Genomic DNA, 22428 nt, shown 5'->3' with positions numbered 1-22428 from the left:
CCGGGCTACGCGATGCGCCCGAAATGAGCCCCCGGAGAACATTCGGCAGGAGACCGAGCCTCTCCGGCAGCGCGCGCGACCCTCGACGCCGTTCGCGTTTTGGTCCAGGGATGCGGCATGACCCAGCACTCCGACGCGGCCGGCCCCACCGCCTCCGACGCCGCCCCGACCTCCATCGCCGCCCGTGCCATGGCCTCCCTGCGGCCGCAGGGCAGCCCCTACCTCGAAGGGCTGAACGCCGAGCAGCGCCGCGCCGTCGAGGCGACGGACGGGCCGGTGCTCGTGCTGGCCGGGGCCGGCACCGGCAAGACCCGGGTGCTGACGACGCGAATTGCGCACCTGATCGCGACGGCCAAGGCACGGCCCTTCGACATCCTCTCGGTGACCTTCACCAACAAGGCCGCGCGAGAGATGAAGCACCGCATCGGCGGGCTCATCGGGCCGGCCGGCGAGGGCATGCCCTGGCTCGGCACCTTCCACGCCATCGGCACCAAGATCCTGCGCCGCCACGCGGAGCTGGTGGGCCTGCGCTCCGACTTCACGATCCTGGGCATGGACGACCAGCTTCGCCTGATGAAGCAGGTCATCGTGGACCAGAACATCGACGAGAAGCGCTGGCCGGCCCGGGCCCTGTCTTCGGCCATCGACGGCTGGAAGAACCGCGGCCTGCTGCCCGAGCAGGTGCCGCCCGGCGAGGCCCAGGCCTTCGCCTTCGGCAAGGGCGGCGCGCTCTATGCCGCCTACCAGGCCCGGCTCCTGACCCTCAACGCCGCCGATTTCGGCGACCTGCTGCTGCTCTGCCTCAAGCTCTGGCGCGAGAACCCGGACGTGCTGGAGAATTACCAGCAGCGCTTCCGCTACATCCTCGTGGACGAGTACCAGGACACCAACGTCGCCCAGTACCTCTGGCTGCGCCTGCTGGCGCAGGGCCACCGCAACGTGGCCTGCGTGGGCGACGACGACCAGTCGATCTACGGCTGGCGCGGCGCCGAGGTCGACAACATCCTGCGCTTCGAGCACGACTTCCCCGGTGCCGTGGTGGTTCGCCTCGAGCGCAACTACCGCTCCACCGGCCATATCCTCAACGCCGCCTCCGGCCTCATCGCCAAGAACGAGGGCCGCCTCGGCAAGACCCTGCGCACCGAGGACGTCGCCGGCGAGAAGGTGACGGTGTCGGGCGCCTGGGATTCGGAGGAGGAGGCGCGCCAGGTGGCGGAAGCCATCGAGAGCCTCCAGGCCAAGCAGCATCCCCTCTCCGAGATCGCCGTGCTGGTGCGCATCTCGGCCCAGATGCGCGAGATCGAGGACCGCTTCGTCCAGCTCGGCCTGCCCTACCGGGTCATCGGCGGCCCGCGCTTCTACGAGCGGGCCGAGATCCGCGACGCGCTCGCCTACCTGCGCGTCACCGCCAACCCCTCCGACGACCTCGCCTTCGAGCGCATCTTCAACACACCCAAGCGCGGCCTCGGCGACGCCACCCTGCAGGCGCTGCACGCCTACGCCCGCGCCGAGCGGGTGCCGCTGCTCCAGGCGGCCCGCCTCGTCGTCGAGACCGACGAGCTGAAGCCCCGTGCCCGGTCCGGCGTGCGCGCCCTGGTCGAGAGCTTCGCGCGGTGGTCCCGGCTGGTGGGAACCCAGCCGCATTCCGAGGTGGCCCAGACCATCCTGGAGGAATCCGGCTACACCGAGATGTGGCAGAAGGAGAAGTCGGCCGACGCCGCCGGGCGCCTGGAGAACCTCAAGGAGTTCGTCCGCTCCATGGAGGAGTTCCCGGATCTGGCCGCTTTCCTCGAGCACGTCTCGCTGGTCATGGAGGCCAGCGAGCAGGAGGGCGCCGACAGGGTCTCGCTGATGACCCTCCACGCCGCCAAGGGCCTGGAATTCGACACCGTCTTCCTGCCGGGCTGGGAGGACGGCCTGTTTCCGAACCAGCGGGCGCTCGACGAGAGCGGCCGGGCCGGACTGGAGGAGGAGCGCCGCCTCGCCCATGTGGGCCTGACCCGCGCCCGCAAGCGCGCCAAGCTGTCCTTCGCCGTCAACCGGCGCATCCACGGCCTGTGGTCCTCCACGGTGCCGAGCCGCTTCATCGACGAGTTGCCCGAGGACAGCGTCGACGTGATCGACGCGCCCGCCCATTTCTCGGCCGGGGCGTCGCGCTTCGACCGCAATCCGGCGCCCTTCGGCTCGTCCTACGGCACGCCCGGCTGGCAGCGGGCCCAGGCCAATACGGCGCAGTCGGGCAACGCCAACGGCTACGGGGTGGGCAACCGTGCGCCGGCCGGCCGGGGCGGCCCGCGCCAGATCGAGGGCGAGCTCATCGCCAAGTCGACGGGAGCCCCCTCCGCCTTCAGCGTCGACATGCGGGTGTTCCACACCAAGTTCGGCCCCGGCACCGTCGCGGGTGTGGACGGCAACAAGCTGACCGTTGATTTCGACAAGGCCGGTCGGAAGATGGTCCTCGACAGCTTCATCCAGGCGGCCTGATCGCGGGGCGCCGGAGCTGGGGAGGGCGTCGCGCGGATGCGGACTGCGTCTTCTACGACACAGCCCGGGGCAATCGGCCGCCGTGGCGAATATTCTCCCGCAGCGCAGCATCGGCGCAGACTTTTTACATCATTCTCAAGAATAGTGGTTGTCACGCCCCTGTCGCGCCCGGCGCGGCATGGTGCGTGCAACGCAAAGTCCTGCGGTCATCGGGGCCGTATCGGGAATCCACAGGCTTGATGGGTCCGCCCGGAACTCGAGGGCGGTCTCCGGATTGGCTGTGAAGCGGGCGAGATAGGAAGGATCGCCGGAACGGGATCAGTTTAAAGTGATGCGAAGCAAGTTCAGCAAGTCAGGCTCAGATTAAATCCAGGTTGGCAAGTCCGGTTGGAGTGTTGATCGATGAAGAGACGCCGCGCACGACTTGAACTCGTTGAGGACCGTCCGGTCCGGCTGCACAAGACCCGCTTCGACGAAGAACGCAATCTCAGTCCGATCCAACCCCTCACCGACCGGCAGGCGCAGTATCTTGACGCCCTCGCCCTTCACAAGCAGGTGATCGTCCTCGGCCCCGCCGGCACCGGCAAGACCTTCATCGCGGGCACCCGCGCCGCCGACCAGCTTCGCCAGCGCCGCATCGCCAAGGTGATCATCACCCGGCCGAACGTGCCCTCCGGACGCTCCCTCGGCTTCTTCCCGGGAACGCTGGAAGAGAAGATCGCCCCCTGGGTCGCGCCCCTCACGGAGACCATGAAGGAACGCATGGGTGAGGCCGCCTTCGAGATCGCGGTGAAGACCGGCGACATCGAGGTGGTGCCCTTCGAGGTCATGCGCGGACGCACCTTCAAGAACTGCCTCGTGATCCTCGACGAGGCCCAGAACACCACCACCGCCGAGATCAAGATGTTCCTGACCCGCATCGGCGACGATTGCCAGGTGATCATCAACGGCGACGTGTCCCAGACGGATTTACGCGAGACGTCTGGCCTGCGCACGGTGATCCACCTGGTCAAGAGCCGGATGATGCCGATCCCGGTGGTGGAATTTACCCTCGACGATATCGTCCGCTCCGGAATTTGTGCCGAGTGGGTGCGGGCTTTCGAGGAAACGAATCTCTGACTCAGGTGTTGTCAGCGGCGGGCCGGAACGGGGCCTGCCGCTCACTCCGGTGCGCGACAAAAATTTCTCGGCCGCCGGTGCGAGAGAACGAACCGGGTGCCGCGCTCGGACAAATGAGAATGGGAGTCTTCACGTGAGGAAACTGACCCTTGCCTTCGCCGTGCTCGCCTCGCTCGGCGGTGCCAGCCTCGCCACCTCCGCCTCGGCCGCGCCCGGCGCACCGATGGGCGTCACCGCCCCCGAGACCGTGTCCACCGTTCAGATGCGCATGGAGCGCCGGATGGAGCGCCGCATGATGCACCGTCGCATGGAGCGCCGCATGATGCGCCGTCACATGGAGCGCCGGATGATGCACCGTCGCATGGAGCGCCGGATGATGCGCCGGATGTGATCGGTCGCCCGATCTGACCGGTCTGGAGAAGGGTCCCTCGCGGGGCCCTTTTTCTTTGCGCGCCGGGTTCTTGGAGCGCCGGGCTGCCCCGCGTCCCGGCCGGGCGCTGGCCCGGGCGCCGTCTGCTAGGAGCTTGCCGGAATCGCGCCAGGACGTGCGCGTTCGATCGGGAGCCCGGCCGTGACCTTCCAGACCTGGTGGCTGTTCTTCAGCGCCGTCTTCCTCCTGTCCGGCACGCCGGGGCCGAACATGCTCCACATCCTAGCGCGTAGCGTCCGCGTCGGTTGGCGCCGCAGCCTCGCCGCCATGGCCGGGTGCCTCAGCGCTGTCATCCTGGTGCTGGTGGCCTCCGCCGCCGGCCTGAGCGCCGTCCTCCTGGCCTTCCGGTCCTGTTCGATGGCCTGCGCTATGCCGGTGTCGCCTATCTCGTCGTGCTCGGCGTCCAGGCCTGGCGCGGGCGGGACGGGGCGCTGGACGTCCCCGGTCCTGCGGGGAACCCTGCGCCGGTCGGGTTGGGACGCCTCTATCGCGACGGGCTGCTCATCGGCCTCAGCAACCCCAAGCTCCTGCTGTTCGCCAGCGCCTTCCTGCCGCAATTCGTCGAGCCGGCCCGGCCGCAGGCCCCGCAATTCGAGATCCTGGTCGTCACCTTCGCGGCGGCGGAGCTGTTCTGGTACGGCGTCTACGCCCTCGGCGGCCGCCGGCTCGCCGCCTCCCTGACCCGTCCGGCGCTTCGGCGGGCCTTCGACCGGATCACCGGCGGAATCTTCCTCGGCTTCGGCGCCATGCTCCTCGGCACGCGCTGAGCCGGAGCCGCCTGACCCCCCGCTTCAGTTCTTCGGCGTGGTGGAGCCGGTGGTCTTCGGTGAGGCCGGCGAGGCCGCCGACGCGGTCTTGTGGGCCGGCGGCTTCGCAGCCTTGTCCTCGTCCGCCTTGCCGCCCTTGGCCGGGGCGAGCGCGGCGTGAACCGCCTTCGCGGGGACGTGCTTGGGCGCGGCCTTGGCCGTGACGGGCTCCGGCTCGGCCGCAGCCACGGCCGGGACGGTGGCGGCGTCGGTGGCCGGGGTCGCGGGGGCGCCATTGCTGAACAGGTTACCCAGAAGCTTCTTGTAGGCGGCCGGGTCCCCTTCGGCGTCGGCCACCATCACGCGGGCGGGCTTGGCCGGCTCGGCCACCACGGGCTCGGGCTTGGTCGCCGGAGCGGCGCCCTTCCGGGCGAGGTTCGCGGCAGCGGCCTTGGTGGGGATCGGGGCGGCCGCCGCCATCATCACCGGACGACCCTTGGCGTCGACCTCGATCTCGCGCTCGCCGGCGGCCAGGCTCTCGGGACGGCTGACGTCCCCGAGCTTGTGCTGGGCGTAGTCCTTCGGGTCGAACGGCAGTTCGGGCTCCGGGGCCGTCTTGCCGAGGCTCGCGAAGGTCAGGGTGTTGGCGGGCGTCTGCGGGCCGCGGAAGACCGGGTTCTGGCTGCCGTCGTCGTAGACGAGGCGGGTCGCCGGCGTACCCTTGGCGATCAGGTCGGCGATCTCGCGATTGTCGCGCTCGCGCTTCTCCGCCACCTGGGGCTCGACCCGCGGCGTGCAGGAGCCGGCCGCCGCGTCGGCGCCGCCGAAGACGTACTTCGTACCGCACAGGCCGACCCGCGGCTCCTCGCGCAGGGCCTCGAAGTAGTCGGAGCCCTCCTTGAGGTTCTTCCAGAACGGCGCGTTCGGGTCGTTGCGGAACTTGGCGACGTTGGCCGCCGTCATCCGGAACGGATACGACTGAAACTGGAACGCGCGCTGGCCGCCTGCGAAGGAATCGCGCGCCAGGGCGTAGATCTCCCCCATCGATTCGTCGGTCATGGCAAAGCAGCCCGACGACGAGCAGGTCCCGTGCACCATGATGTAGTTGCCGGTGCGCCCGTTCGCCCGGTCGTAGGCGTTCGGATAGCCGGTGTCGAACGAGAGGTAGTAGGACGAGTTCGGGTTCATCTGACCCGGCGTCACGGTGTAGAAGCCCTCGGGCGCCTGTCGGTCGCCCTGCTTGGTCTTCGGGCCAAGCTGGCCCGACCAGCGGCAGATCGGGAAGGTCTTGAGCAAAGCATACTGGCCGTTGGTGCCGCGCTTCCAGACCTCCATCTCCGCTTCGCGCTTGTAGGCGCGGATCAGGATGGGGTCGCTCTGCGACATGCCCTTCTGGGCCATCAGCGCGAGGGTCTTCGGCGGCACGGGGGCTAGGGCCCGCAGCGGAACGCCACCGCCCGTCGAACCGTCCTGGCAGGCGCCGAGCGACAGGGCGAGCAGAGCGAAACCGGCGGCCACGAGCGGGCGCATAGCCATGGGGAACCTATCCTCAGTCACGCAGCCCAGGCTCGCGCCCGTGGCATGCCACTCCCCAACCCCTTAGCGTCGTTAAACTTACCCGGTTGTTACCGCAAGGAGACGGCATCCGCAGTCCGGGCGGCATGTGGATTGCGGACACCACGGGCGCGCCGACCCGATCTCGCCACATTTGACGTCGCGCCGCGCGGTCAAAACTTGGGAGGACTGATTTCACGGGTTTTTCGCTGCCGATCTCACGCGCGCCGATATGGCGAAACCTTGGCAGCGCGCGGCGGTCCGTCGAAAGGTTTGGTTCCCGCTAAGAGATGCGGCGGAGTGTCGCGACCTCAGAGCTTGCGACCGATCTCCAGGAACTTCGCCGCGCGCCGATCCCGGATTTCGTCCGGTCCCAGTCCCTGGAACTCCACCAAGGCCGCCTCGATGGCGGCCCCCGTCGCCTCGATCGCGGCCTCGCGCCCGCGATGAGCCCCACCCGTCGCCTCGGGCACGATCCCGTCGATGATGCCGAGGCGCAGCAGGTCCTGGGCGGTGATCTTCATGGCGGTGGCGGCGTCCGCCGCCCGGCCCTGGTCGCGCCACAGGATCGAGGCCGCGCCCTCGGGCGAGATCACGCCGTAGATGGCGTGCTCCAGCATGAGAACCCGGTTGGCGGTGGCGAGCGCGATGGCGCCGCCCGAGCCACCCTCGCCGATGACCACCGCGACATTCGGCACGCCGAGGGCGAGGCAGGCCTCCGTCGAGCGGGCGATGGCCTCGGCCTGTCCGCGCTCCTCCGCCTCGATGCCCGGAAAGGCGCCGGCGGTGTCCACGAAGGCCAGCACGGGCAGGCCGAAGCGGTCGGCGAGCTCCATCAGGCGCACGGCCTTGCGGTAGCCCTCGGGCTTGGCCATGCCGAAATTGTGCCGCAGGCGCGTCTCTGTGGTGGAGCCCTTCTCCTGGCCCAGGACGCAGACCGGACGGCCGCGGAAGCGACCGAAGCCGCCGACGATGGCCTGGTCCTCGCCGAAGGCACGGTCGCCGGCGAGCGGGCTGAAATCCGTGATCAGACCGGCGCAGTAATCGATGAAGTGCGGTCGCTGCGGATGGCGGGCGACCTGGGTCTTCTGCCACGGCGTCAGGCCGGCATAGATGTCCGAGAGAGCGGCGGCGGCCTTGGCCTCCAGGCGCCCGACCTCCTCGCTGATCGAGACCGCGCCATCGCGGGCGGCCATGGTCTTGAGCTCCTCCAGCTTGGATTCGAGCTCGGCCACCGGCTTCTCGAAGTCGAGATAGGAGCGCGTCACCGACATGGGTCAGGGATCCTTGTTCGTCGCCATCGCGCGCGGGGCGGCCGGGTCAGGGACGATCGCGGCGGAGGGCGTGCGGGAAAAGCCGCGACTGGGCGGGGGGTGTTGGCGAAGGAACTGCGCCTGTCAACCATCCTGCGGACCCGGGCGAGACGCGACCGCACGTCCCGCGGGCCCGTTTGGCCCCGGAGTCCGGTGCGTCAGCCGAGAGGCTCGGAGGAGAAACCGGCCGTGTCGTGGTGGCCGGCGGTCCTGTGGGTCAGACCTGGCCGTCGGGCCGGTCGGGCAGACCTGCAGCCGAGAAGGGGGCGGCCGAGCGACTGACAACCCGGCCGCTTCGTCCCATCCACTGGATGGCGGTCGCCCCGGCCTTGCGTCATGGTGGCGCCGCCCGGATCAGGCAACCGTGGGTTGGAGTCGTGCCGGTGGCGGGACGCGTCCTGGGATGCCCCGAGGCGGCGTGTGTCCCGAACAGGAGAGGGCCGGTCGTGACGGCATATCCCAGCGGCGAAACGAACGTCCTCGTGCTCCAGGGCGGCGGGGCGCTTGGCTCCTACCAGGCGGGCATCTACGAAGCGCTGGCCGCCCAGGGCCACGCGGTGGATTGGGTCGCGGGCATCTCCATCGGCGCCATCAACGCGGCGCTGATCGCCGGAAACCCGCCCGAGCGTCGCGTCGAGCGGATGAAAGCCTTCTGGGAGCTCGTTTCCTCGGGGGTGACCGGGGTTCCCTGGTTTCCCGGCGAGCGGGCGCGGGCGGCCTTCAACGAGGCGAGCGCGGGCTGGATCGCCGCCTTCGGCGTACCTGGCTTCTTCAGCCCTCGCTTTCCACCCGCCGGCTTCTATCCGGCCGGCGCGCCGGAGGCGCTGAGCTACTACGAGACGACCCCCCTCCGGGCGACCCTGGAGCGCTTCGTGGATTTCGACCTGATCAATGCCGGACCGACCCGCCTCAGCGTCGGCGCCGTCAACGTGCGCACCGGGAACTTCGCCTATTTCGACACCCGGTGCGACCGCATCACCCCCGAGCACATCATGGCCTCCGGGGCCCTGCCCCCGGGCTTTCCGCCAGTCACCATCGACGGCGAACCCTACTGGGACGGCGGCATCGTCTCGAACACGCCGCTGCAATACGTCCTCGACGAGGAGCGCCGGCGCGACCTCATGGTGTTCCAGGTGGACCTGTTCTCCGCGCGCGGCGCGATGCCCCGGACCCTGATCGACGCGGCCGAGCGCGAGAAGGACATCCGCTTCTCGAGCCGGACCCGGCTGAACACCGACATGAGCCTGGAGATCCGCAAGGCCAAGGCCGCCACGCGCAACCTCCTGGCCAAGCTGCCGCCCGAATGGCGCGACGACCCCGATGCCGATTTCCTGCGGCGGATCAGTCACGACAACGTCGTGACGATCCTGCAACTCATCTACCGTCGCAAGGCCTATGAGGGGAATTCGAAGGATTACGAGTTCTCGCGCACGACCATGCTGGAGCACTGGGCCGCCGGGCTCGGCGACATGCGCCGGTCCCTGCGCGCACCTGCCTGGCGCGACCGCGCACCCGACGCGAACGGCATCTGCGTGCTCGACCTGACCCGCGATGCGCAGGACTGAACGCCCTTCACCCCCCAGGGAGACGAGTCCATGACCCGCGACGAGATCCTCCGGACGCCCTCGATGCCCGCCTTCAGCCCGAGCTATCCGCGCGGGCCGTACCGCTTCCTCCGGCGCGAATACCTGATCGTGACCTACGAGACCGATGCGGACGCCCTGCGCGGGGCCTTGCCCGAGCCCCTGGAGCCGCACCCGGATAACCTCGTCTATTACGAGTGGATGAAGATGCCGGATTCTTCCGGCTTCGGCGATTACGAGGAGAGCGGCTCGGGGGCGCTCGCCACCTTCAACGGCGAGCCCTGCAACTTCTCGATCCAGATGTACCTCGACGACGAGCCGCCGATCACGGCCGGGCGCGAGATCTGGGGCTTCCCGAAGAAGTGGGGCGTGCCCCGCCTCAAGCTCACCAAGGACACGCTCACGGGAACGCTGCACTACGACGACGAGCGGGTCGCGATGGGCACCATGACCTACAAGCACCGGAGCCTGGAGCACGACCTCGCCACGGTGAAGCAGGGACTGGGCAAGCTCAACGTCAATCTCAAGCTGCTGCCGGATGTCGGTGGTGGTCCGAAGGTCGCGCAGCTCGTCGGCTACCGCCTGGAGGACATCACCGTCCACGGCGCCTGGGAAGGCGAGGCCCGCCTCCACCTGATCCCGCACGTGAACTGCCGGGTGGCCGACCTGCCCGTGCGCCGCATCGTCGGCGGCCAGCACATGGTCGTCGACTTCACGTTGCCCTACGGGCAGGTGCTGCACGATTATCTCGCCTGATCGACCAGACATCCCGCGTCGTGCCCGGCCGAATCGGGTACGGCTCCCAGAATTTCCACGAGCGTGCGAACGTCCGACGTGTCGGCATCGTCGCGCCGGCCAAGCGCCCTGAAGGAGGCTTCCATGATCCTGACATCCAAGACCGCCGTCGTCACGGGCTCCACCAGCGGCATCGGCCTGGCCTGCGCCCGCGCCTTCGCCAAGGAGGGGGCCAACATCGTCCTCAACGGCTTCGGCAAGCCCGAGGACATCGAGGCGGCCCGGTCCGGGATCGAATCCGAGTTCGGCGTGAAGGCCGCCTATTCGCCGGCCGACCTGACCAAGCCCGGCGAGATCGAAGGGCTGATCCGCCTGGCGGAGGAGACCTACGGCTCCGTCGACGTGCTCGTGAACAATGCCGGCGTCCAGCACGTCGCGCCGATCGAGGATTTTCCGCCGGAGAAGTGGGAGCAGATCATCGGCCTGAACCTGTCCTCCGCCTTCTACACCATGCGGGCGGCGATCCCGGGCATGAAGCGGCGCGGCTGGGGCCGGATCATCAACACGGCCTCGGCGCATTCGATGGTCGCCTCGCCCTTCAAGTCCGCCTACGTGGCGGCCAAGCACGGGCTCGTCGGCCTGTCCAAGGCGGCGGCCCTGGAACTCGCCACGCACGGCATCACGGTGAACTGCATCTCGCCGGGCTACGTCTGGACGCCGCTGGTCGAGAGCCAGATCCCCGACACCATGAAGGCCCGGGGCATGACCGAGGACGAGGTCATCAACGAGGTGCTGCTCAAGGCGCAGCCGACCAAGGAGTTCGTCACCATCGACCAGGTGGCGGCCCTGGCGGTGTTCCTGACCTCGGATGCGGCGAGCCAGATCACCGGCGCCAACATGGCCATGGATGGCGGCTGGACCGCGCAGTAGCGCGGTTCCGCGAGGCCGCCCCGTCCGCCAAACGCGGCGGGGCGGCCGGTGGACCGAGGCTCAGCGGCGCCCGTGCAGCAACAGGGCGAGGCCGTAGCCGACGGCGCCCGCGATCACGAGGGCGATGAACGGATTCTCCTCGACGCGGTGGCCCACGACCCGGCCGCCGTCGCGCAGGTAGGTGCCGCCGCGCTCATAGGCGTCGCCGGCGTATTCCGAGACGTTGTCGGCGACGTCACGCAGGGTGTCCTTGGCCTGCCCGTAAATGTCCTGCGCGCGGCCCTCGGCCTCGCGGTAGCGCCCCTCGGCCGAGGTGCGCGAGGAGCCCGCGAGGTCTCCGGCAGCGCCCTGAACCTTGCCGCCGAACTCCTTGGCGGCGCCGACGATGCGATCCGTATCGACCATGGTCTCTCTCCTGAACGCGGATGATGCGGGCCGCCCGTCCGGGGTCGGGGGCGCCCGCATCCGACGTTCACTGAACGCCCGACGGCGCGAAGGAGACCCATGCCGGGGGTGAAATTCTTCCGGTGCCGGCAAAGGGCCATGCCGCGCGCGGCTCAGCCGGGCCTCCGGCCGTGGACCACGAGGCGGCGCGCCACCTCCGTGCAGGCCCGGGCGAGACGCTCCCCGGGGGCCTCGCGCAGCGGGCGCGCCGCTGCTTTCACGGGCCGGCTCACCCGCGGCGGGAGCGGAATGTGCACGAACAGCGCCGGCGGCGTGTCCCGCAAGGCGCGGAAATAGGTGGCGTTGCAGAGGTAGCGCCCGGCATCGCGCGAGGGGATCGCCGCGATCCCGTGCCGGCGCAGCGTCGCGAGCGCGGCGGTCGCCGCGGGGGAGCGGCGCGCGGCCGGGCCATCCGGCTCCAGGGTCAGGCGCGACGCGATCCGGCCGGAGGCATCGGGGAAGAGCCGGCTCGTGCGGTTGCGGCCCTGAATCTCCACCCGGACCCGCTTGGCGCGGGTCGCGACGCCGAGCATCAGGATCGCGGCCGGCGCCTCGGCGAGGGCCGGCTCCAGCATTTCGGGGATCGCCGCGTAGGTGGTGCGCAGGATCAGCACCCGTACCGGGATGCCGCCGGTTTTCGGGCGCGCGAGGGCGCCGATGCGCCGGGCCAGGGCCGCGCTCGGATTGCGGGGCACCCCGGGAAACGGACCGAAGCCGGTGATCAGCAGCGGCCCCGCCATGCGGGTCAGAGGCCGATCAGGGTGGCGATGGCCTCCGCCCCGGCGGCGGGCGAGGATTCCCCTCGGCCCACCGCGGCCTCGGCCTCCGCCGTCTGGCGGCGGACCTCGGCCGAGCCGACGAGGCGCTGATGCAGGCGCTCGTGCACGAGGGCCCACATCCATTTCACGTCCTGGGCCCGGCGCTTGGTCGCGATCTCGCCCGTGGCGGTGAGCTTGTTGCGGTGATCGACGATCCGCTCCCACAGGCCGTCGAGGCCCTTGTTGTTCAGACCCGAGATCGTGACCACCGGGGGCGTCCAGGTGGAGCTCGGCGCCGAGAGGATGTGCAGGGCGGCGCGATACTCCGAGGCGGCGGCACTGGCCCGGCGCTCGCCCTCGCCATCGTCGGCCTTGTTGACCGCGATCATGTCGGCCAGTTCGAGGATGCCCTTCTTGATGCCCTGAAGCTCGTCGCCGGCCCCCGGCAGCATCAGGACGAGGAAGAAGTCGGTCAGGTCCGCCACCGCCGTCTCGGATTGGCCGACGCCCACGGTCTCCACCAGGATGACGTCGAAGCCCGCCGCTTCGCAGAGCAGCATGGTCTCGCGGGTCTTGGCCGCGACGCCCCCGAGGGTGCCGGAGGAGGGGGAGGGGCGGATGAAGGCGTTGGGGTCGAGGGCGAGGCGCGCCATCCGGGTCTTGTCGCCGAGGATCGAGCCGCCCGTGCGGGTGGAGGAGGGGTCGACGGCCAGCACTGCCACCTTGTGCCCGGCCGCCGTCAGGTTGGCGCCGAGGGCGTCGATGGTGGTCGACTTGCCGACGCCGGGCACGCCGGTGATGCCGACGCGGATCGCCGTGCCGGTCTGCGGCAGCACCGCGTCGATGAGGCCGCGCGCCGCCGCCCGGTGATCGGGCCGCTTCGACTCGGCCAGGGTGATCGCCCGCGCCAGGGCGGCGCGGTCGCCGGCGAGCAGCCGCTCGCGCAGGGCATCGATGTCGAGGGCGGGTGCGGGGGAGGCGGCCATGGCTGTCTTCTTTGCCGGTCCGGCCGGGTTTCGTCGAGGGGGGCGGCCCGGCGCGCGGGTGCTTCCCCCGCAAACCGGCGTGATCCAGGCGAGATCCGGGCGTGATCCGGCTATGTGCCGCCCTGTGGGTCCGGAGCCACAGCCCTGCCTCTGCCCGCAATCCACATCGCCACGGCCACGCCTCCGCCCCGCCATGGTCACGATCCTGATCGACAGGGTACTCACGCGTTGCGCCCGTCCCGGGGCCACCACGTTCAGGGCCGCCTTGCACGACATGATCCGACCCATGATCCGACCCCAGCCTCCCACCCGTCGCGCCCTCCTGCGCTTCGCCGCCCTCTCGGGGGTGGCCGGCCTGACGCCCGGGCTGGCCGGCTGCGTCGCCGACGGGCTCGTCACCGATGCGGTGGGGAGCAGCGCGCCGGAGCGCCAGTCCGCCCTCGACGTCAGCCCGGTTCTGCTCGTGGCCACCACGCGCAAGCCCGTCGGCTCGCCGCCGAAGAGCCCCTACTTCACCTCCGAGCGCGGCCGCGGCCTCAGCTTCGCCGAGGTGCGCCTGTCGGCCCCCGACCGCTCGCTGATCGGCAAGGTCTCCTCCGTGGTGACGGGCGACTGGGCGGTGACGGCGGTGCCGCAGGTGGAGACCGGCGCGGGCGCGGCCGCGGCCTTCGCCCAGGCGGCGCTGGGACGCGACGTGCTGATCTACGTCCACGGCTACCGCGAGAGTTTCCAGTCGGCGGCCCTGAGCGCGGCCAAGCTCTCCGACGGCATCCGCTTCCGCGGCGCCTCGGCCCTGTTCACCTGGCCCTCGGCCGCCGCCACCTTCGATTACGGCTACGACCGCGAGAGCGCCCTCTGGTCGCGCGACGGATTCGAGGACCTGCTGAAGGCGCTCGCGAACTCCCCCTCGGGCGGGCGCATCAACATCGTCGCGCATTCCATGGGCACGCTGCTGACCCTGGAGACCCTGCGCATGCTGCGGGCCGAGGCCGGCGAGGCCGCCATGGCCCGCATCGGCGCCGTGGTGCTGGCCGCCCCCGACATCGACATCGACCTCTTCACCAGCGCGGTGGAGCGGATGGGGCCGGACGTGCACAAGATCACGGTGATCTCGTCGACGAACGACCGCGCCCTCGAACTCTCCGGCGCCATCGCGGGCGGCATCGTGCGGGCCGGTGCGGCGGACCGCGAGCGCCTGGAAGCCCTGGGCGTCCGCGTGGCCGACGCCTCCGATTACGGCGGCGGCCTCATCAACCACGACCTCTTCCTGTCCAATCCCGACGTGCAGGGCGTGGTCAAGCGGGCCATCGCCCGGGCGAGCGGCGGGGCCTGAGGCCCGGCCACCCACCGCAAACCAACCCCGGCCCTCCCGGGCCTTGGCCTCCGCCCCGTTCGCCCCTACACGGACGGCGGCCCCGAGCCTGCAGACAACAAGGATTCGCGATGTTCACACTCGAGATCGATGGCGTGGCCATCGCGGTCATCAACGGCTCCGAGGAGGTCGCCAACGACCTCTTCACCTGCGATGGCTTCAAGGACGACATCCAGACCATGAAGAGCGACGGCAAGGTGCTGTGGAACGGCACCTCTCCGCTCAAGGTCCGGGCGGCCACCGAGGAGGAGATCGAGATCTTCGAGGACGCCCTCGCCGAGGACGATTCCGAGGAGGACGAGCCCTACGAGCCGGATGCCCGCCACGCCGAGGCCTCGAACGACGACGAGGCGGACGACGAGGACGAGGAGGACGCCGACATCGTGTTCCTGGTCGACATCGACGAGGACGGCGGCCTCGATTCCTGATCGACCGCGTACACGCCCCGGGGCGGGACCTCGGCCCCGGCCCGGGATCTCAGCCCCGGGGCGGGGTCGCGCCCTGTGCCGGGCGCGGCCCCTTCGTGGGGATCAGCCCCGGGGGAACCGGCCCCTCGCTCGCCGAACGGGTCGGGGTCGCGCGCGCCGGCTCCGGCTTGGCAGCCTCGGGTTTGACGGCCTCGGGTTTGGCGACCTCCGGCTTCGAAACCTCGGGCTTTGAAACCTCCGGCTTGGCCGATTGGGGTTTCGGCCCCGCGCTTCGGCCGGTCTCGGGCCGGGCGGGAACGGCCGTGAGCGGAGCCGCCTTCGGCTTCGGTGGCGCGATCGTGCCCGTCGCCGCCACGTCCGCCATCGGCACCGCCGGGCTGTCGATGCCGTAGATGTCGTCCCGGAAATGGGCGCGGCCGTCCGGCGTGGCGTAGCCGGTGAGATACACGAAGGTCACCGGGATCTGCTTCGGCAGCTTGATGTCGAGGCGCTCGTTGGTGGCGATGCTGGTCTCGATCTCGATCGGGCCCCAGGTCGAGCCGGGGCCGTTGGGGCCGGGCGTGCCCTCGAGGAGCCAGCCGGCGAGTTCCTTCACCTGCGCGACGCGCACGCAGCCGTGGGAATGGAACCGCACCTCCCGGGCGAACAGCGATTTCGACGGCGTGTCGTGCATGTAGACAGCCTGCTTGTTCGGCATATCGATGCGCACCTGGCCCAGGGAATTGTCCAGGCCGGAATCCTGCCGCAGGGTGTAGTTGGCCGCCTTCTCGCTCGACCAGTCGATGGCGGTGGGGTCGACCTCGACGCCGCCGGGACCGAGGATGCGGATGCGCTCCCGGGCGAGGTAGCCGGGGTCCTTGCGCATCTTCGGAATGATCTCCTTCTTGATGATGGAGACCGGCAGGGTCCAGGTCGGGTTGAGGTTCACGTCGGTGATGCGGGCCTCGATCCGCGGCGTCGCCTTGTCGGGCTTGCCGACCACCGCCACGTAGCGGCGCACCACGACCCCGTGGTCCACCGCCTCCACCGTGGCCGAGGGAATGTTCACCACCACGTAGCGATCGCCATAGGCGAAGTTCGAGCCGATCTGGCGCGCGGCGGAGGCGGCGAGCTGGCGTTGGCGGGTGGCCGCCGGCACGTTGAGCGCCGCCACCGTCTGGCGCCCGATCAGCCCGGTCTCGGGCAGGCCGTGGCGGGCCTGGAACGCCTTCACGGCCGCCACCAGGGTGGCGTCGAGCTGGTCGTTCATCGGCGCATCGGCAGCCAGATCGCCCACGAGCGCGAGGTGCTTGCGCAGGGCCGGGATGGCCGGATGGCTGGCGCCGGGCTTGACCACGAGGTCGGCGGGCAGGGCGGCCCAGCCGCCGGCATCCACCATGGCCTGGTAGCGGTCGGCCATCCGCAGGGTGTCGAGGAACGTCGCGGGGCTGAGCGTCGGCACCGGGTCGGCGGAGACCCGGGCCACCACCAGCGGCGGCAGCTCGCGCGACTTCCTGGCCTGGGCGGCTGGAGCCGCGGTGGAATCGCCCGCGCCCGGGGCGATCGCCTGGACGGCGGGCGTCGCCGGGGCGGCGGTGGTGAGGCTCTCGATCTTCGGCGCCTTCGCGGGCACGGGGGCTTCCGGGGCGCCGGAGACCTGCGCCGTCGCGGCGCCGCCCAGCGCCCAGAGCAGGGCCAGGGGCGACAGGCCCGCGCGGAGGCGGTGCGGGCGGAGGGCAACGGTCCTGTGGCGCGAAAGCATCGCGAACCTTTCGAATGGCATGTCTCCCCGACCATGCGCACAGAGGGTTACCAATCTCCTGTCGTGCCGTGACGGGTGCCGGCGCCCGCCCTACCTCCCGCCCCGAACGGCAGTGCAGGACACCGCGGAGGAAGAGCGGCCATGACGAACCATCCGGCAATCCAGGCGGGGCGGACCGCCGTCGTCACCGGGGCGGCGAGCGGCATCGGGCTCGCGGCGGCCCGGCGTTTCGCCGCGGCGGGCCTGCGGGTCTGGCTCGCCGACCTGCCGGGCGAGGCGCTGGACTCGGCCCGCGCCGAGGTCGCGCGGAGCGGGACGGCGGCGTCCGTCCACGCGATGGCCACGGACGTGGCACGGCCCGAGGCCGTCGCGGCCCTGTGCGCGGCGGCCTCCGCGGAGGGACCGCCGGCCGTGGTCATGCTGAATGCCGGGATCGAGGCCGGGGGGCGTCTGTTCTCGGACCGCGAAACCTGGGCGCGCATCCTCGACACCAATCTCTGGGGCGTCATCAACGGCATCCAGGCCTTCGCGCCGGCGATGATCGCCGGGACCGAGCCCGGCGCCCTCGTGGTCACGGGCTCGAAGCAGGGCATCACCACGCCGCCCGGCAATGCGCCCTACAACGTCTCGAAGGCGGGGGTGAAGGTCGTCACCGAGGCGCTGGCCCACGACCTGCGCGAACGCGCGGGCGCCCGCGTCAGCGCCCACCTGCTCATCCCGGGATTCGTCTATACCGGGCTGACGCGGGCGCGTGGGGTCGGCGAGAAGCCCGCCGGCGCCTGGACGCCGGACGAGACGGTGGACGCCCTGATGGCCGGGCTGGCCCGGGGCGACTTCTACATCCTGTGTCCGGACAACGAGACCACCCGGGCGCAGGACGAGAAGCGGATCGCCTGGGCGGCCGGGGACATCATCGAGAACCGGCCGGCGCTGTCCCGCTGGCATCCGGATTACGGCGAGGCGTTCAAGCGTTTCGCCGGTTCGTGACCGGGTGCGGGGAGGGGTGCCCTCCCGCACGCCGACCGGGTGGCGGATGCCTTGCATAGTGCCGCGGGGAAGCCGACACAGCGGGGGCGATTCCTCGCGACCGGCAAATCGACTTGCCGACTTGCCGACCGACCCGCGAACCGCACGACGTGCAAACCGAACGGGAGCCGCCCTTGGCCACCATTATCCCCGTCGCCTCTTTCGATTGCGTCGTCTTCGGCGCCACCGGCGACCTGACCACGCGCAAGTTGCTGCCGGCCCTGTTCTATCGCTTCATGGACGGCCAGATTCCGGAGACGAGCCGGATCATCGGCGCCTCGCGTTCGGAGATGAGCACCGAGGCCTTCCGCGAGCGCGCCCGCGACGCGGTCAAGCGCTTCGTGCCGGCGGGCGACATCAGCGAGGACAAGCTCGCCGCCTTCCTCGACCACCTCGACTACGTCGCGGTCGACGGCGCCGGCGACGAGGGCTGGGAGGACCTGGCCGCCAAGCTCGCCGAGCGCCCGGACCAGGTGCGGCCCTACTACCTCGCCACCTCACCCGACCTCTACGGGTCGATCTGCCAGAACCTCGCCAAGCACGGCCTGATCGGCGAGAAGTCCCGCGTCGTGCTGGAGAAGCCCATCGGCAAGGACCTGAAGTCGGCCCGCGCCATTAACGACGCCGTCGGTCAGGTGTTTCCCGAGGAGCAGATCTTCCGCATCGACCACTATCTCGGCAAGGAGACGGTGCAGAACCTGCTGGCCCTGCGCTTCGCCAACACCATCTTCGAGCGGCTCTGGACGGCCGACGTCATCGATCACGTTCAGATCACGGTGGGCGAGACCGTCGGGGTCGAGGGCCGCGCGGGGTACTACGATACCTCGGGCGCCCTGCGCGACATGGTGCAGAACCACATGCTGCAGCTGCTCTGCCTGATGGCGATGGAGAGCCCGCTGTCGCTGGACGCCAACTCGGTGCGCGACGAGAAGCTGAAGGTCCTGCGGGCCCTGAAGCCCATCACGCCGCAGGACGTGCAGAGCGTGACGGTGCGCGGCCAGTACACGGCCGGCGCCGTCGGCGGAAAGCCGGTGGACGGCTACCGCACCGACCTCGGCGGCGACATCGACAGCCGGACCGAGACCTTCGTCGCCCTGAAACTCGAGGTCCAGTCCTGGCGCTGGGCCGGCGTGCCGTTCTACCTGCGCACCGGCAAGCGCCTGCCCCGGAAGCTGTCCGAGATCGTGGTGCAGTTCCGCGCCTCGCCGTTCTCGATCTTCCCGGCGGAGTCTTTCGGCCGCGAGCCCAACCGCCTCGTCATCCGGCTCCAGCCGGAGGAGGGGATCAAGCTCGAGGTCATGACCAAGGATCCGGGGCCGGGCGGGATGCGGCTGCGCCCGACCAACCTCGACATCTCCTTCGAGGAGACCTTCAAGCAGCGCTACCCCGACGCCTACGAGCGCCTGCTCATGGATGTGGTGCGCGGCAACGCCACGCTGTTCATGCGCCGCGACGAGGTCGAGGTCGCCTGGGCCTGGGCCGATTCCCTCCTGAAGGCCTGGGCCGACCGGCCCGAGCCGCCGCGTCCCTACGCCGCCGGAAGCTGGGGGCCCACCGCCGCCATCGCGTTGATCGAGCGCGACGGCCGGACCTGGCACGAGGAGCTCCGCTGACGAGACGCCCCCGCTGGTCCGTCCGGGACTCGGGGGCGCGCGGCTCCGTCACCCCGGCGGGATCGTGGGGAATTCGCCGGAGGCCTGTGCGTGGAACCGGGCTATAGTTCCGCACTCCCTCGACAGGTCTCAGTCGACGGATTACCAGAGGGAGTATTTTTCATTCCTCTTCCAGACGTCGTGGACCCATGAACAAGATCGAACCGGGCCTCGGCATCAACCGGCGCTATCTCCACGATGAGGTCGTCGACCGAATGCGCGACCTCATCCGCTCGGGCGAGCTGGAGCCGCGGGCGCGGATCAACGAAAGCGAACTGACCGAGCGCTTCGGCATCTCCCGCACCCCCCTGCGCGAGGCGATCAAGATCCTCGCCACCGAGGGGCTGCTCGAGCTGCTGCCCAATCGCGGCGCCCGCGTCGCCAGCCTGTCGCAGTCCGAGATCGAGGAGATGATCGAGGTCATCGCCGGGCTGGAAGCCACCGCCGCCGATCTCGCCTGCCGCATCATCACCGACGCGGAGATCGACGGCATCTCGCGCGACCACGAGGCCATGGTGGCGGCCTGGCGGGCCGGCGAGGAGGGGGTCTACTTCGCCCTCAACCGGGAGATCCACGAGGCCATCATGCGGGCCAGCCGCAACGCCACCCTCGGGGGCATCTACGACAGCCTCTCGGGCCGCATCCAGCGCTCCCGCTACGCCGTGCACCAGACGCCGGAGCAGTGGGCACAGTCGGTGGCCGAGCACGAGCGCATGATCGCCCTGCTGCGGGCCCGCGACGGCGAAGCGCTCGCCCTGCTCATGCGCGCCCACATCCGGGCCCGGACCCCGGTGATCGCCGAGAATTTCGGCGCCGCCCGGAGCGGGGCGGCCGGCTGAGCTGGGATCCGCTCCGAACCGGAGACAGGGTGAAGCGCCCTAGTTCCAGGTGTGCAGCACGGTGCGCCAGCCCTCGGGCGCGCGCTCCAGGACGTTGACCCAGTTGCCCTCGAACTTCTTCCTGGCACCACCGTCGCCGGGACCGTTCATCTCCCAGCGCCCGGACAGCACCAGGACGTCACCCCGCTCCCGGGCCGACTGGACGGTGATCTTGTGGTCGTCGAAACCCTTCGCCTTCAGGCCGGAGAAGAACGTCTTGATCTCGCCCCGTCCCGAGATCGCCGCGCCCTTCGGAATCACCTGCGCGTCCGGGGCGTAGAGGGTTCCCAGGGTATCCATGTCGCCGCTGTTGTAGGTCTTGTCCCAGGTCTCCGCGGCATTGCGGCCGGCGGCGGTCGCCGTATCGGCACGGGCGGATGGAGAAAGGACCAGGCACGCGGCCAGAACGACACCGCGACAATTTCCGGTTGTCAGCATTGATGCCTCCCCCGCGAGATCAGGTCGACGCGACTCGCGAGGGGTTATTTGGCGATTCAAATGCTCGCAAGTAAAGGCCTTCGGAAAACGCCGCGCCGGTCTCGGCGTGGCGGCTGCGGGTCAGGCCGCCCGCACGGTGCCGAGGAAGCGCGCCAGTTCCTGCGCCAAGTGCTCGGCTTCGTGCGAGAGCTCGGAGGCCGAGGCCAGGACCTGGGACGCGGCCGCCCCCGTCGCCTCGGCCGCTCCCGCGACCCCGGCGATGTTGGTGGTGACCTCGCCGGTGCCGGTGGCGGCCTCGCCGACGTTGCGCACGATCTCCTGGGTGGCCGCCCCCTGCTCCTCCACCGCCGCGGCGATCGACGTCGCCACGTGGCTGATCTCGCGGATACGGCCGCTGATGCCCTCGATGGCGGTCACGGCCTGGCCGGTGGAGCCCTGGATCCGCCCGATCTGGCCGCTGATCTCCTCGGTGGCCCGGGCGGTCTGGTTGGCGAGTTCCTTGACCTCGGCGGCGACCACGGCGAAGCCGCGGCCCGCCTCGCCGGCCCGCGCCGCCTCGATGGTGGCGTTGAGGGCCAGCAGGTTGGTCTGTCCCGCGATGGTCGAGATCATGGCGACGACGTCGCCGATCCGCGCGGCGGCGGCGCTGAGTTCCTGGACCTGCGACGCGGTCCGGGCCGCCTCGTCCACCGCCCGCTGGGCGAGTTCCGTGGAGCCGTCGACCTGGCGCCCGATCTCCTGGACCGAGGCCCCGAGTTCCTCGGCCGCCGCCGCCACCATGCCGACATTGGAGGCTGCCTGATCCGCCGCCGCCGCGACCGTGCTGGATTGCTGGGCCGTCTCGGAGGCGGTGGTCGCCATGCTCTGGGCCGTGCCGCGCAGCTGGCCCGCCGCCGCGGTCACCCGGTCGAGGATGCCGCCGACGGCACCCTCGAACCCGTCCGCCATCTCGCGCATCGCGGCCTTGCGCTGCGCCTCGGCGCCGGCGCGGGCGAGGCGGGTTTCCTCCTCCAGGGCGCGGCTGCGCAGGAGGTTGGCCCGGAAGGTCTCGAGGGTGTCGGCCATGGCGCCGATCTCGTCCTGGCGGCCGACGCTCGGGATCTCGGTCCCGGCCTCGCCGTCGGCCACGCGCCGCATGGCCGCCGTCATCGCGCCCAAGGGCCGGGTGACGCCGCGGATCGTGTAGGCCATGGCGCCCAGTGCCATCAGGACGGAGAGCCCGAGCATGATCTGGGTGGTCCGCACGGCGCTCGCATGCTCCGCGCGCGCCGCCGCCTTGGCGGCCTCGCCAGCCTCGCCGTTGAGCGCCACGAGCTTGCGCATGCTGGCGCTGGTGGCGAGGTAGTTGGCGTTCATCGATCCCCGGAACAGGGTCAGGACCTCGTCGCGCCGGGACGGGTCGATGGCCCGGAGCTGGGTCCAGTCCTGGCCCATCTGGGCGAGCTTGGCGCTCACCTCGTCGTAGAGGGCGCCCTCGGCGGGGGAATTCACCAGGGTCGCGTAGGCCGCGCGCCGGGTCTCCAGCTCCGTCGCCAGGGTCGCCGCCTGGGCGACGCTGTTGGTGCGCTCCTCGGTGGTGTCGGCGATGACGTACCGGAACTGCCAGAGCCGGATCCGCATCACCAGGGCGTTCATGGCGTGGGCGGCATCGACGGAAGGGAGAGCGTTGTCGGACAGAACCGTGATGCGGTCGCCGATGGCATCCATCTTCGCCAGGGAAACGAGACCCTGCCCGGTGGTGATGAGCGCCAATAGACCGAATAGGCCGATCAGTGTCGACTTGAGAGAGAGGCGCATGGGAAAACCAGGGA

General features: G+C 70.4%; 20 protein-coding genes. 12 read left to right on the top strand and 8 right to left on the bottom strand.

Features of this window, described 5'->3' with window-relative positions:
- Positions 1-117: 117 nt before the first annotated feature.
- The 4 genes from AC1MGR_RS00345 to AC1MGR_RS00330 all read left to right on the top strand — a co-directional run bounded on the left by AC1MGR_RS00345 (position 118) and on the right by AC1MGR_RS00330 (position 4800).
- The gene (locus AC1MGR_RS00345; RefSeq protein WP_108037613.1) at positions 118-2484 is read left to right on the top strand and encodes a UvrD-helicase domain-containing protein; all 2367 of its coding nucleotides are present in this window, start codon (positions 118-120) and stop codon (positions 2482-2484) included.
- 402 nt (positions 2485-2886) lie between these two features.
- A complete protein-coding gene (locus AC1MGR_RS00340) occupies positions 2887-3603 on the top strand; it encodes a PhoH family protein (RefSeq protein ID WP_056471439.1) in 717 nt (238 codons plus the stop codon).
- 133 nt (positions 3604-3736) lie between these two features.
- Entirely contained in the window at positions 3737-3994 is a 258-nt protein-coding gene (locus tag AC1MGR_RS00335; protein ID WP_108037615.1) for a hypothetical protein, read from the top strand.
- 314 nt (positions 3995-4308) lie between these two features.
- Entirely contained in the window at positions 4309-4800 is a 492-nt protein-coding gene (locus AC1MGR_RS00330) for a LysE family translocator (RefSeq protein WP_480233311.1), read from the top strand.
- A gap of 24 nt (positions 4801-4824) precedes the next feature.
- Here AC1MGR_RS00330 and AC1MGR_RS00325 read toward each other — a convergent pair whose 3' ends face one another.
- Together AC1MGR_RS00325 and AC1MGR_RS00320 are read right to left on the bottom strand one after the other, a co-directional pair.
- Positions 4825-6315 (bottom strand): L,D-transpeptidase family protein, encoded by a 1491-nt coding sequence (locus AC1MGR_RS00325; RefSeq protein ID WP_480233310.1) that lies wholly within the window; start codon positions 6313-6315, stop codon positions 4825-4827.
- 329 nt (positions 6316-6644) lie between these two features.
- Positions 6645-7607 carry an acetyl-CoA carboxylase carboxyltransferase subunit alpha gene (locus AC1MGR_RS00320; RefSeq protein WP_480233309.1) on the bottom strand — a complete coding sequence of 321 codons (963 nt, stop codon included), beginning with the start codon at positions 7605-7607 and terminating at the stop codon, positions 6645-6647.
- A 485-nt stretch (positions 7608-8092) separates the two neighbouring features.
- On the opposite strand from AC1MGR_RS00320, the gene AC1MGR_RS00315 reads away from it, so the two are divergent.
- The 3 genes from AC1MGR_RS00315 (at position 8093) to AC1MGR_RS00305 (ending at position 10894) form a co-directional block, all read left to right on the top strand.
- Entirely contained in the window at positions 8093-9211 is a 1119-nt protein-coding gene (locus AC1MGR_RS00315; RefSeq protein WP_480233308.1) for a patatin-like phospholipase family protein, read from the top strand.
- Between the two features lie 30 nt (positions 9212-9241).
- Positions 9242-9985: an acetoacetate decarboxylase gene (locus tag AC1MGR_RS00310; protein ID WP_480233307.1), complete on the top strand. Its 744-nt coding sequence runs from the start codon at positions 9242-9244 to the stop codon at positions 9983-9985.
- A gap of 123 nt (positions 9986-10108) precedes the next feature.
- Positions 10109-10894 carry a 3-hydroxybutyrate dehydrogenase gene (locus tag AC1MGR_RS00305; RefSeq protein WP_108037627.1) on the top strand — a complete coding sequence of 262 codons (786 nt, stop codon included), beginning with the start codon at positions 10109-10111 and terminating at the stop codon, positions 10892-10894.
- A 60-nt stretch (positions 10895-10954) separates the two neighbouring features.
- Here AC1MGR_RS00305 and AC1MGR_RS00300 read toward each other — a convergent pair whose 3' ends face one another.
- The 3 genes from AC1MGR_RS00300 to meaB form a co-directional block, all read right to left on the bottom strand.
- Positions 10955-11299, bottom strand: a complete 345-nt coding sequence (locus AC1MGR_RS00300) for a CsbD family protein (protein WP_056212004.1) — start codon at positions 11297-11299, stop codon at positions 10955-10957.
- 152 nt (positions 11300-11451) lie between these two features.
- Positions 11452-12078: a pyroglutamyl-peptidase I family protein gene (locus AC1MGR_RS00295; protein WP_480233306.1), complete on the bottom strand. Its 627-nt coding sequence runs from the start codon at positions 12076-12078 to the stop codon at positions 11452-11454.
- Between the two features lie 5 nt (positions 12079-12083).
- Entirely contained in the window at positions 12084-13082 is a 999-nt protein-coding gene (gene meaB / locus AC1MGR_RS00290; RefSeq protein WP_108037631.1) for a methylmalonyl Co-A mutase-associated GTPase MeaB, read from the bottom strand.
- 286 nt (positions 13083-13368) lie between these two features.
- On the opposite strand from meaB, the gene AC1MGR_RS00285 reads away from it, so the two are divergent.
- Together AC1MGR_RS00285 and AC1MGR_RS00280 are read left to right on the top strand one after the other, a co-directional pair.
- Positions 13369-14415, top strand: a complete 1047-nt coding sequence (locus tag AC1MGR_RS00285; protein ID WP_480233305.1) for an alpha/beta hydrolase — start codon at positions 13369-13371, stop codon at positions 14413-14415.
- A 110-nt stretch (positions 14416-14525) separates the two neighbouring features.
- On the top strand, positions 14526-14882 hold the full coding sequence (locus tag AC1MGR_RS00280) for a hypothetical protein (RefSeq protein ID WP_056212012.1): 357 nt from the start codon (positions 14526-14528) through the stop codon (positions 14880-14882).
- Between the two features lie 49 nt (positions 14883-14931).
- Here the strand turns inward: AC1MGR_RS00280 and AC1MGR_RS00275 are convergent, their stop codons facing one another.
- Complete coding sequence (locus AC1MGR_RS00275; RefSeq protein ID WP_480233304.1) at positions 14932-16623, bottom strand: L,D-transpeptidase family protein; 1692 nt, start codon at positions 16621-16623, stop codon at positions 14932-14934.
- Positions 16624-16764: 141 nt separating this feature from the next.
- Between AC1MGR_RS00275 and AC1MGR_RS00270 the strand changes: the two genes are divergently transcribed.
- The 3 genes from AC1MGR_RS00270 to AC1MGR_RS00260 all read left to right on the top strand — a co-directional run bounded on the left by AC1MGR_RS00270 (position 16765) and on the right by AC1MGR_RS00260 (position 20140).
- The gene (locus tag AC1MGR_RS00270) at positions 16765-17610 is read left to right on the top strand and encodes an SDR family NAD(P)-dependent oxidoreductase (RefSeq protein WP_480233303.1); all 846 of its coding nucleotides are present in this window, start codon (positions 16765-16767) and stop codon (positions 17608-17610) included.
- A 173-nt stretch (positions 17611-17783) separates the two neighbouring features.
- A complete protein-coding gene (gene zwf, locus AC1MGR_RS00265) occupies positions 17784-19262 on the top strand; it encodes a glucose-6-phosphate dehydrogenase (protein WP_480233302.1) in 1479 nt (492 codons plus the stop codon).
- Positions 19263-19450: 188 nt separating this feature from the next.
- A complete protein-coding gene (locus tag AC1MGR_RS00260) occupies positions 19451-20140 on the top strand; it encodes a GntR family transcriptional regulator (protein WP_108037639.1) in 690 nt (229 codons plus the stop codon).
- A gap of 39 nt (positions 20141-20179) precedes the next feature.
- On the opposite strand, the gene AC1MGR_RS00255 is transcribed toward AC1MGR_RS00260, so the two are convergent.
- Together AC1MGR_RS00255 and AC1MGR_RS00250 are read right to left on the bottom strand one after the other, a co-directional pair.
- Complete coding sequence (locus tag AC1MGR_RS00255; RefSeq protein WP_480233301.1) at positions 20180-20617, bottom strand: YybH family protein; 438 nt, start codon at positions 20615-20617, stop codon at positions 20180-20182.
- Positions 20618-20737: 120 nt separating this feature from the next.
- Positions 20738-22414 carry a methyl-accepting chemotaxis protein gene (locus tag AC1MGR_RS00250; protein WP_480233300.1) on the bottom strand — a complete coding sequence of 559 codons (1677 nt, stop codon included), beginning with the start codon at positions 22412-22414 and terminating at the stop codon, positions 20738-20740.
- Positions 22415-22428: the final 14 nt, after the last annotated feature.

This window comes from Methylobacterium sp. BI1, assembly GCF_056680125.1.
The sequence above is the reverse complement of the archived record's forward strand: the minus strand, read 5'-3'. Positions and strand labels throughout refer to the sequence as shown.